11 protein-coding genes are annotated in these 9,910 nt (G+C 50.5%); 8 read left to right on the plus strand and 3 right to left on the minus strand.

Features of this window, described 5'->3' with window-relative positions; genetic code table 11:
• The 4 genes from Q7V48_07220 to lpdA all read left to right on the plus strand — a co-directional run.
• The coding region (locus tag Q7V48_07220) for a CoA-binding protein (protein ID MDO9210522.1) at nucleotides 1-206 on the plus strand (206 nt) is incomplete at its 5' end.
• Between the two features lie 305 nt (nucleotides 207-511).
• Nucleotides 512-1,486, plus strand: coding sequence for an ABC transporter permease (locus tag Q7V48_07225; GenBank protein MDO9210523.1), 975 nt, complete (start codon nucleotides 512-514; stop codon nucleotides 1,484-1,486).
• A gap of 45 nt (nucleotides 1,487-1,531) precedes the next feature.
• Nucleotides 1,532-2,410, plus strand: a complete 879-nt coding sequence (locus Q7V48_07230) for an ABC transporter permease (protein ID MDO9210524.1) — start codon at nucleotides 1,532-1,534, stop codon at nucleotides 2,408-2,410.
• A gap of 111 nt (nucleotides 2,411-2,521) precedes the next feature.
• Nucleotides 2,522-3,931 carry a dihydrolipoyl dehydrogenase gene (gene lpdA, locus Q7V48_07235; GenBank protein ID MDO9210525.1) on the plus strand — a complete coding sequence of 470 codons (1,410 nt, stop codon included), beginning with the start codon at nucleotides 2,522-2,524 and terminating at the stop codon, nucleotides 3,929-3,931.
• A 242-nt stretch (nucleotides 3,932-4,173) separates the two neighbouring features.
• Here the strand turns inward: lpdA and Q7V48_07240 are convergent, their stop codons facing one another.
• Nucleotides 4,174-5,613, minus strand: a complete 1,440-nt coding sequence (locus tag Q7V48_07240) for a CoA-binding protein (protein MDO9210526.1) — start codon at nucleotides 5,611-5,613, stop codon at nucleotides 4,174-4,176.
• Between the two features lie 529 nt (nucleotides 5,614-6,142).
• On the opposite strand from Q7V48_07240, the gene Q7V48_07245 reads away from it, so the two are divergent.
• Nucleotides 6,143-6,484 carry a hypothetical protein gene (locus Q7V48_07245; protein MDO9210527.1) on the plus strand — a complete coding sequence of 114 codons (342 nt, stop codon included), beginning with the start codon at nucleotides 6,143-6,145 and terminating at the stop codon, nucleotides 6,482-6,484.
• Nucleotides 6,485-6,505: 21 nt separating this feature from the next.
• Nucleotides 6,506-7,408, plus strand: coding sequence for a lytic murein transglycosylase (locus Q7V48_07250; GenBank protein ID MDO9210528.1), 903 nt, complete (start codon nucleotides 6,506-6,508; stop codon nucleotides 7,406-7,408).
• 111 nt (nucleotides 7,409-7,519) lie between these two features.
• Here the strand turns inward: Q7V48_07250 and Q7V48_07255 are convergent, their stop codons facing one another.
• Nucleotides 7,520-8,275: a Smr/MutS family protein gene (locus Q7V48_07255; protein ID MDO9210529.1), complete on the minus strand. Its 756-nt coding sequence runs from the start codon at nucleotides 8,273-8,275 to the stop codon at nucleotides 7,520-7,522.
• 152 nt (nucleotides 8,276-8,427) lie between these two features.
• On the opposite strand from Q7V48_07255, the gene Q7V48_07260 reads away from it, so the two are divergent.
• Entirely contained in the window at nucleotides 8,428-9,009 is a 582-nt protein-coding gene (locus Q7V48_07260) for a tetratricopeptide repeat protein (GenBank protein MDO9210530.1), read from the plus strand.
• A 364-nt stretch (nucleotides 9,010-9,373) separates the two neighbouring features.
• Here Q7V48_07260 and Q7V48_07265 read toward each other — a convergent pair whose 3' ends face one another.
• On the minus strand, nucleotides 9,374-9,532 hold the full coding sequence (locus Q7V48_07265; protein ID MDO9210531.1) for a hypothetical protein: 159 nt from the start codon (nucleotides 9,530-9,532) through the stop codon (nucleotides 9,374-9,376).
• Between the two features lie 27 nt (nucleotides 9,533-9,559).
• Between Q7V48_07265 and Q7V48_07270 the strand changes: the two genes are divergently transcribed.
• Complete coding sequence (locus Q7V48_07270) at nucleotides 9,560-9,736, plus strand: hypothetical protein (protein ID MDO9210532.1); 177 nt, start codon at nucleotides 9,560-9,562, stop codon at nucleotides 9,734-9,736.
• The last annotated feature ends 174 nt before the right edge of the window (nucleotides 9,737-9,910 follow it).

The raw sequence follows: 9,910 nt of genomic DNA on the forward strand, positions 1-9,910 counted from the left end.
GATTTTTCTTTTCAGCCATGGAAGCCTTTGTGCGCCTGCCGGAGAGGCATGGCAAGCCGGTCATCGCTTCAGCATTCACAGAACGGGAAGATGATGCCGTAGCGTTTGTCCAGGATCACAGGCTTCCCTGCTACCGGGCCCCGGAACGGGCGGTCCGGGCCATGGCTGCCCTCTGCCGATATGCCGAGATCCGTTGCCGGAAATAAAAACGAAAAAATATATTGGGACGCAGATTTACCCTGTTAGATGTTCACTATCTAACAGGGTAAACGCAGATTTTTAGGATTCATAAATCGTAAGGCATGAAGCCTAAGGGGATTGTTAAATCTTTAACTCGTGCTTACGACTTGCGCCTTGCGACTTACGGTTGTTTCATGTTTTATCTACGGGGATCTGTGGAAATCTGCGTCCTATTGAATTCGTAGTTGAGACCTTTAGAACAAAGGATTTCTCTTGCCTCACTCTTTACCCAAGTTTATGATAAATGGAGAATCTATCGGGAGATTGAAAAGTGGGTTTCTACCTGATCAAACGTTTGGTCTTGATGATTCCGCTCTTCATCGGGATTACGATCATCTCCTTCGCGGTCATCCATCTGGCCCCGGGTTCACCCATCGACATGGCCACGGATCTCAATCCCAAAGCTACGGCCGAGGTGAAAGCCAGGATGCGAGCATTATACGGGCTGGACAAACCCCTGCACGTCCAGTACGGGACTTGGCTAAGCCGGCTGCTAGTTATGGATTTCGGCACTTCCTTCTCCCAGGATGGGCGGAAGGTCACGGATAAAATCTTCGAACGCCTGCCCATCACGATTTTCATTAATGTCTTTTCCTTGCTTCTCATTCTTACGGTGGCGATCCCCCTCGGGGTGCTTGCGGCGACTTATAAAAATTCTCTCTTCGACAAAGCCACCACGGTATTCGTCTTTGTTGGCTTTGCTGTGCCTACCTTCTGGCTGGCTCTTCTGCTGATGATCCTTTTCGGCGTGCACTTGGGCTGGCTGCCCATCTCGGGCCTGAAGTCCCTGAACTATGAATACCTTCCCACCTCTGCCCAATTATGGGACCGGGTCAGCCATCTCATCCTGCCTATCCTCCTTTCTGCCTTTGGAGGACTGGCCGGACTCTCGCGTTATATGCGTTCGAACATGCTCGAAGTCATCCGTCAGGACTATATCACCACGGCCAAAGCCAAAGGCCTTTCCCAGCGGGTGGTCATCTTCAAGCATGCTCTGCGTAATGCCCTGTTGCCCGTGATTACCATCTTGGGACTTTCCATTCCAGGACTGATCGGCGGCAGCGTCATCTTCGAAACGATCTTTGCTATCCCGGGCATGGGCCAACTCTTTTACGCCAGCGTCATGGCCCGGGATTATCCGACCATCATGGGAATTCTGGTTATTGGAGCGGTGCTCACTCTGCTGGGGAATTTGATCGCCGATGTATCCTATGCCCTGGTAGACCCGAGGATCCGGACTACCTAAACGGGGTCCGGCTGGAAAGAAAATAAAAGGGGCTTTGGACGAAAGATGTCAAAAGAAAAAAACCTCTGCCAAGCTTCTACTGATCAAGAGAAATTACGCCATTTGTTCTGGAAGAGGTTTCGAAAAAACAAGCTGGCCCTTACGGGGGCATTCATCGTCATCTTTCTTTTCTTCGCGGCCCTCTTCGCCCCATGGCTCTCTCCTTACGATCCTGGTCAGATTAATATTAAAAAGATCCTGCAGGATCCCTCGGCCAAACATATCTTCGGCACTGACCAGTTAGGGAGGGATGTGTTTAGCCGGATGCTTGGGGGTTCAAGAATTTCTTTGCTGGTAGGTTTCGTGGCCGTGGGCATTGCCTCTCTTATTGGAGTCTTTTTGGGGGCTCTGGCCGGCTACTACGGCCGGTGGGTGGATAACCTGATTATGCGCTTCGTGGACATCATGCTCTGTTTCCCCACTTTTTTTCTGATATTGGCCGTGATCGCCCTGCTGGAGCCGAATATTTGGAACATCATGATCATTATTGGCATAACCGGGTGGATGAGCGTGGCCAGACTGGTGCGGGCTGAATTTCTAAGTTTGAAGGAACGAGATTATGCCGTGGCCGAGAAAGCTCTGGGCGCCAGAGATTTCCGCATCATCTTCCTTCACATCCTGCCCAATGCCCTGGCGCCCGTTTTAGTCGCCGCCACGCTGGGAGTTGCCGGAGCCATCCTCACCGAATCCGCCCTCAGTTTCCTGGGGATCGGCGTGCAGCCGCCAACGCCGAGCTGGGGAAATATTCTCACCGCGGGCAAAGACAACATCCAGATCGCCTGGTGGCTTTCCCTCTATCCGGGGCTGGCGATATTGATCACGGTGTTGGGATATACCCTTTTAGGAGAAGGCATACGCGATGCCATTGATCCGAGGCTGAAATAAGGCTCAAGGCAAAAGGTACAAGGATAAAGACTCAGGATTTAGCACTCGGGATTACACGACTACAAGACTATTAGACGATAAGACTTTTTTTCCGCTTATACGAGGAAAACAATGGCTGAAAAAGATCTTGTAATCATTGGTAGCGGCCCTGGAGGGTATGTGGCGGCCATTCGGGCCGCCCAACTGGGAGGAAAAGTTACCCTCGTCGAAAAGAATGAACTGGGCGGTACGTGCCTCAACCGGGGGTGCATCCCCACCAAGGTTCTTCTCCGGGGAGTTGAACTTCTGGAGGCGCTGGAGGGAAGCAAGGATTTCGGCATCCAGGCCGGGGAGATCTCCGTTGATTTTTCCAGACTGCTGGCCCGCAAAGATCGCGCGGTTAAAACCTTGGTTTCCGGGGTTGCCGGACTGATGAAAGCCAACGGCATCACCGTGGTCAAGGGCCAAGCGAAATTCATCTCTCCACAGGAAATCGAAGTGCTCGCGGAGCAAGGAGGGAAAGTTGCTTGCCGGGCCAGGAAGATCATCCTGGCCACCGGCTCGATCTCTGCGGACCTTCCTGTCTCCGGAGCGAACGGTCCCGGCGTAATCGATAGCAACGGGGCCTTGCAATTGACGCAAGTTCCCGAATCCATGGTGATCATCGGGGCTGGGCCGATCGGACTGGAGTTCGGCACCATCTTCGCTGCTCTGGGCAGCAGAGTTACGATCTTGGAAATGATGGACCAAATCCTTCCCAGCGAAGATCCAGAGGTGGCCTCGGCATTGGAAAAATCACTCCGGCGCTTTAAGATTCAGACCTTAACCAATTGCCGGGTGAAAGAGATTAGCGAAGGTTCGCAGGGGAAGCGAAAAGTCGTGGCCACGACGGGTGAAGAGGACAAAGTTTTTGAGGCCCAGTATATTCTGCTGGCCGTGGGCAGGAAGGCGAATTGGGAAGGGTTGGGTCTTCCGGAAGCAGGGGTTCAATGCAACCCAAAAGGGATCGAGGTCAACGAAAGGATGGAAACCAATGTTCCCGGGATTTATGCCATCGGGGATGTAACCGGACAGTGGCTCCTGGCCCATTTCGCCATGGCCCAGGGAGCGGTAGCAGCGGAAAACGCCCTGGGGCATGAAGCGCGCATGGAGCGCCGGGTTGTTCCCCGGTGCGTCTATACCCTTCCGGAAGTGGCCTCTGTGGGAATGACGGAAAAGGAGGCTAAAGCAGCGGGATACGAGTTAAAGATAGGTCGGTTTCCTTTTGCCGGAAATGGGAAAGCGACTATCATCGGGGAACGGAATGGATTTGTGAAGATGGTTGCTGAGGCCAAATATGGCGAGATCCTTGGGGTGCATATCTTCGGCCCTCATGCCACAGACCTGATCGGCGAAGCAGTACTGGCCATGCACCTGGAGGGTACCGCGGCCGACATGGCCCGCGCCATCCATCCCCATCCCACGCTTACGGAGGCCTTGATGGAAGCGGGATTGGATGTAGATGGAATGGCCGTCCACATTCCTCCCCGAAAAAAAGGATAGAAATTAAAGGTCCCTTTCAGTAAAATAAATTTGGCTTAGGACGCAGATTTGCGCAGATACACGCAGATAAAACATGAAACAACCTAAGTCGCAAGGCGTAAGTCGTAAGCACGAGTTAAAAATTTAACAATCCCCTTGCGCTTCATGCCTTACGCTTTATGAATCCTAAAAATCCGCGTTTACCCTGTTAGATTGTGAACATCTAACAGGGTGAATCTGCGTCCCAATATATTTTTCCGTTTTTATTTCCGGCAACGGATCTCGGCATATCGGCAGAGGGCAGCCATGGCCCGGACCGCCCGTTCCGGGGCCCGGTAGCAGGGAAGCCCGTGATCCTGGACAAACGCTACGGCATCATCTTCCCGTTCTGTGAATGCTGAAGCGATGACCGGCTTGCCATGCCTCTCCGGCAGGCGCACAAAGGCTTCCATGGCTGAAAAGAAAAATCCTTTCACTTTCTCATACGATGGAATTTTTATAAAATTCTTGGCGATCTCCGCCACCGCGTGGAAATAGCTGGATCCATGAACGCCGTGGAGCAATAGCCCATCGATGGAAGGGTCCTTCAAAATGATCTCTGGGAGCTTTTCCATGAGCACCCCCATGTCCATGAAGAAGGTCAAGTCCACCGGATTGCGGTACGATGCCGTTGCCGGGAGGAGCTGGCGAATTTCAGCCTGCAGACCTTCGGAAAAGATGGGGACCTTCAATCCCAAGCGATTACAGGCATCCGCCAGGGAAGAAGCCGGACCCCCGGAGTGGGTGAGGATAGCCATGTTCCTGCCCTTCGGCAAAGGAAGGGAAGCCAGAGCCCAGGCCCATTCATAAAGGTCCTCCACCGCATAAGCTCGAATCACTCCGGATTGCCGGAAAAGGGCGTCATAAAGATCGTCCGGACCAGAGATCGATCCAGTGTGGCTGGCCGAGGAGCGTGCTCCGGCTTCTGTCCCTCCCACGTAAAGGGCGACGATGGGCTTTTCTCGGGTTACGCGTTGCGCAATTCTGATGAATTCCCGGGGCCGCTTGATTCCTTCGATGTAAACGGCGATAGCCTTCGTTTCCGGGTCGCTCCCCAAATATTCCAGGCAATCCACCAAATCCAGGTTGGCCTCGTTGCCCACACTGATGGCCTGGCTGTACCCAATCTGCGACTTGGCCAGAAGGGGAAGGATTTGCGTGACGTAGGTTCCGCTTTGAGAGGCCACTCCCACAGAGCCGGCCTGATGAAAATACGGGTACATCGTGGGGTTGAGATGAAGAGCCGGATGGATAACCCCGATGCAATTTGGACCGATAAAACGAATTCCGTGCTTCCTGGCGATCTTAACAATCAGAGCTTCTAATTCTCTCCCTTTCTCTCCTACTTCTTTGAAACCGCCAGAAATGATGATGGCCCTTTTTACTCCCCGCACCCCCAAATCTTCTAACACCTTCGGAACGGCAGAAGTGGGCAGAGTCAAAATAGCCAAATCCACCGGCTTGGGAAGTTCTCGGGCGTTGGGGTAGGCTTTCAACCCCAGCACGGTCTTTTCTTGCGGATGGAGGGGATAAATCTTTCCTGGATATTTTCCCCCCAGAAGATTCAGGAGCTGGATCGTCCCCATTTTGGTAAAGTCGTTGGAAGCCCCGGCAATAGCCACGGACCGGGGATGCATGATCCGGAACAACGGATGTTCAGTCATTTTTTTCTCTCATTGCTTATACCTTAAATTCCCTGCGAGTTGGAAACGGAGGGTTTTTTGTTTTTTGACCATAACATAAGCGAATTCCTTTTTCAAATGGACACTAGTGCTTAGTTGCGGAAGATCGCATTGTATTTTTTGCGACAATTTCGACCAGCTTTGTCGTGGCCCGGGGGGCAGGGTGCTGAGTGCGGGCAGCATCGGCCGGGAAATGACCTGGTTCTATGCTAAGGCTGAGTCTCCGTAAAAGCAGGCGGGGTGCCCTTTCCCGCCTCATCAATGGAAAGACCACCGCCTTATGATGCCAAGCGAAGCGAACTGCCCCCCGGGCCTGGGGAAGGCCGTCAATATTACGCTAACTTTTACAACTAAGCACTAGCTTTGACCCTCCGCTCTTGACTCCCAGCTTCCAATTTACTATAGTCCTTCAGAAACTCAGGCTTTCCCCAGCGGGTATACTATTTACCTGCAACAGGGGGGAAGATTTAAAAAAGCCCTGGGTGCGGGTCTGGGAACGCTCAGCGGAAGCATGGAAACCATGCTGGCCAGCCGATGGAGCTGGCAAGGAGTGTGGGGATTCGGATTTTCAGATCAGGGCAACATACCTACCCCCAGAGAATTGACCGGTTCGGACCTAACCAAGGTACTCCGCAATCGCGAGTTGTGGTTGATCAGTTTCCTATTCGGATGTTTCAATTTTGTTTTTATCGCTTTTATAACCTGGGCTCCAACCTTCCTCCACCAAACTCGGGGAAGCTCTCTTGCCAGAGCCTCCCTGCTGGTGAGCGCTACGTCGATCCTCTCCATTGGGTCCTGTCCCACCTTGAGCGTAATAGGTGCTATAGCTGGCTGGAAAGCTAAAATAAAGTAATTGTTAAGGGGAGGAGAGGAGATGATTGGACTTATCCTAAGACATAACAATCTATCCAGGAACATTTTACTAGTCTGGATACTGGCCGCTCTTTTATTTATGGCCTTTTCTTTTTTATCCACCCCGGCAGCCGCCGACTGGTCGCCGTTGATTGAGCGCCTGATAGCCGATGGCTTCGAGGAGCAGGCTGTCCGAACCATATTCTCCCGCCCTGAAGTAAAGTTTGAACCGGGCGCTATGACCAGCAAGCTTGAGTCGCTCCTTAAAAGGAGAACCGTAAAACCCACAGGTATCCTCAAAGGCTTTTTGAGAGTTCAGGTGATTGCCGATGCCCGCTCTTATATGCAGGAAAACCAAGCAATCCTTGAAAATATTCATAGCCGTTATTGTGTGCCCCAAGAAATCGTCGTGGCCATCTTACTCGTTGAAACCCTTCTTGGCAAAAACGTGGGCGAAAACTATGCCTTCAACAGACTGGCCAGCATGGCCCTTTGCACCGACCTCGAAACCATCCGGCCCTACCTCCCCCGTAAATTACTCACCATTAAAAATGAGGATCTCGCCCGAAGCCGTTGCCGGCAAAAAGCTGATTGGGCCTACGCCGAGCTCAAAGCCCTGATCGATTACTCGGCCAAGAGCGGTATCGACCCCCTGAGCCTTCCGGGTTCCATTTATGGGGCCATTGGTTTGTGCCAATTTATGCCCTCAAACATCTTTTCCTATGGAATTGACGCCGATCGTGATGGCCGCATCAACCTCTTTTCCACGCCCGACGCCCTCCATAGCATCGCCAATTATTTAAGGAGCCACGGCTGGAAGTGCAGAATGAACCGGAAAAGCCAGCACCAGGTCATCTTTGCCTACAATCATAGTCCCGTCTATGTAAATACGGTTCTGGCTGTGGCGGAAAAGCTTAAAGAATAGGCGCATACCAAACCATACAACAATTCTCCTGTCGCCCATTCCGACTTTGTGATGGTTATGAGGGAAATCTGGCCGATGAGAGGGATTTGTGCCGAATGGGCTTAAATTTTTTTAAGGATGGCTGGGGAATAATGAATGGACTCTCCGCTTCATCGTTCCTTGCCTGATTTTCACTCGTTGGGAAACAGGGCGCTGTCTAAGCAATACGTAGGTCGCCCCGGCACCGCCATCACAGAGCCTTGCGCTGGCATAAGCGATAACCCATTTTCGCCATGGGCCATGCGTAAGCCATTCTATGACCTTTTCCTTTAAGACCGGGCCTGCCGGCGAAGAAAGGCCACGGCCATGGATGATTAAAACACCTCTTTTGCCTGTCATTACCGACCCTTTTAAAAACTTTTCGAAAACTTCTTTCGCGTCAATAGCCTTCAAGGCATGAAGATCCACATGGGCTTGTATGGAATAATCTCCCCGATGCAGGCGCCTGGCCACTCCTGGATGTACATTATACCCTGTGCCTTCGATATATTCTGGTGTGTCCATTATATTAAAGCCGGTTCCATATTGAACAAGATGGGTTAGCTTCAATAAAGTTTCCGCATCCTCTTTTTTCTTGGTGTCTTCTGGTGGCTTAACTTCTGGGGTCTTGGTGGAGGAAAATCTTTCCATCCTTTTTTTTCTTGGGATGGGTTTAACGCCTACCATGGCTTCGCTAAAGAGTTTTTCCTCTAAATCAGGACTTGGGTCCCCTTCAGGAGCAGTGACTTCGATTTTAGAAAAATATGGAAGGGGGATGGATTTTGCCTCGAGCAAACTTCTTAGGTCCTGGAAGGAATGGTAGGTTAGATAGGATTTGCGAGACTTCATGGTATCATCCCAGCTTGGGCAAGAAGTCTGAAACAACGCATTTATTTTAAACAAAACTACAAGAAATAGCAAATAAATTGAATACCCTTTTTGACCCTTTTACCAAGTTCATGGTAGAATTTAAAAAAATTTTTGGTATCCAGGAGCTGCTCATGAAAAAAGAACATGCTCTTCTTTTTATTGCCATCGCCTTCGTAGCCGGGATCGTTGTAGGCGTGATCGCAGCGGTTACCTACGAAGACAAAACACCCATTACGCCTGCAGCCATGAGGCCACTTCCCTCTTCGCCATCTCCAGCCGCCCCATCTGCAGACTGGCAGCGACAAATTGAATCGCTTCAATCTATTCTTAAAGACGACCCGAAGAACGTAAATGCCCTCGTCCAATTGGGAAATGCCTATTTCGATGCAGATCAATTTGACCGGGCCATAGAGGCCTATTCCAAAGCCTTGGAGGTCGATCCCAAGAACGCCGACGTGCGCACAGACATGGGCATTATGTACCGGCGGAAAGGAAATTTTGACCGGGCTATTGCGGAGTTTAAAAAAGCAGCGGAAGATGATCCCCAACATGTTAACAGCCGGTACAACATTGGAATCGTCCTCCTCCATGATCAAGGAGACCTCAAAGGGGCCATCAAAGCCTGGGAGGACTACCTGAGAGTCGAACCTACCGGGCCCCGGGCAGAAAATATCCGTAACCAGATGGGCAAGATGAGAGATATGGTTAAATGAACACAGAAAAGTCCGATCTTGTGGCCGGAAAAGGACACCTATAAATAAAAAGGTTAGGCCCTCTTTATCAGAACTCGCCCCCCTTAATCCCATTCTATTTTTAACTATAGGAAATATAAAAATTTTTAGGTTTTGTTAGAAAAAAGTTCCTGGCCTTTCTTTATTCTCGGGTTTGGCACAATATATGCTATTTTTCAGCTTAAGGAATTCGCGCAATTGGGAGCAAAGGAAGGGAAGGAAAAGATGAAAAAGAGATTATCAGATTGGATCATAATCGTATTGACCATCTTTTTCTTCGCCATCCCGGTTTGCAGTTTGGCCGTTACGGATCAGGTCAATTCTTGGCCTAAGTGCGCTACTTCTTTCATCTATCAAAGCCTCTTGAAATAGCCAGCCCACCTGGATTTTTAATTACCCTCAAAGAAACATTTCCAAAATTCTTTTTCCCCAACTGTTTTACTGGAATTGGTTGTCTTTCTTTTTTATTCTTTTTATAATGGGTGTGACTGGCAATTCGATCCACCCATAAAAATCCCCAAAAGGAGCTCTTATGGCCAGAGAGAAAAAAGGAAATCAACCGGAAAATCCTTACGCCGCGGCCTTGAAGATGCTCGACAGTGCCGCCGAGAAGATTAACCTCAACAAAAATATCTGGGAGCGACTTCGCCATCCACGCCGATGCCTGATAGTCTCTTTGCCGGTAATGATGGATGATGGCTCATTTTAACTTTTAGAGGAGCCGAATATGCGGAAGCAGGAAACCCCCATTTCTAGAAAAGAGAGATGGGGTTTTTTTCCTTCTTTAGGCAGCAGGAAGTAAAGAAGCCAGAAAGAAATTGATGTCAAATCATTCCATTGGCCACAAGTCATCCAGGCAAGCGTGGGAAAACGAAAACCTCTT

Source organism: Deltaproteobacteria bacterium, from assembly GCA_030654105.1.
Classification (GTDB): Bacteria; Desulfobacterota; SM23-61; order SM23-61; family SM23-61; genus JAHJQK01.

Excerpts from the sequence above, each read along its gene's own strand:
- lpdA (MDO9210525.1), top strand. The coding sequence starts at position 2,522 with ATGGCTGAAAAAGATCTTGTAATCATTGGTAGCGGCCCTGGAGGGTAT.
- Q7V48_07250 (MDO9210528.1), top strand. The coding sequence starts at position 6,506 with ATGATTGGACTTATCCTAAGACATAACAATCTATCCAGGAACATTTTA.
- Q7V48_07255 (MDO9210529.1), bottom strand. The coding sequence starts at position 8,275 with ATGAAGTCTCGCAAATCCTATCTAACCTACCATTCCTTCCAGGACCTA.
- Q7V48_07270 (MDO9210532.1), top strand. The coding sequence starts at position 9,560 with ATGGCCAGAGAGAAAAAAGGAAATCAACCGGAAAATCCTTACGCCGCG.
- Q7V48_07245 (MDO9210527.1), top strand. The coding sequence starts at position 6,143 with ATGGAAACCATGCTGGCCAGCCGATGGAGCTGGCAAGGAGTGTGGGGA.
- Q7V48_07260 (MDO9210530.1), top strand. The coding sequence starts at position 8,428 with ATGAAAAAAGAACATGCTCTTCTTTTTATTGCCATCGCCTTCGTAGCC.
- Q7V48_07240 (MDO9210526.1), bottom strand. The coding sequence starts at position 5,613 with ATGACTGAACATCCGTTGTTCCGGATCATGCATCCCCGGTCCGTGGCT.
- Q7V48_07230 (MDO9210524.1), top strand. The coding sequence starts at position 1,532 with ATGTCAAAAGAAAAAAACCTCTGCCAAGCTTCTACTGATCAAGAGAAA.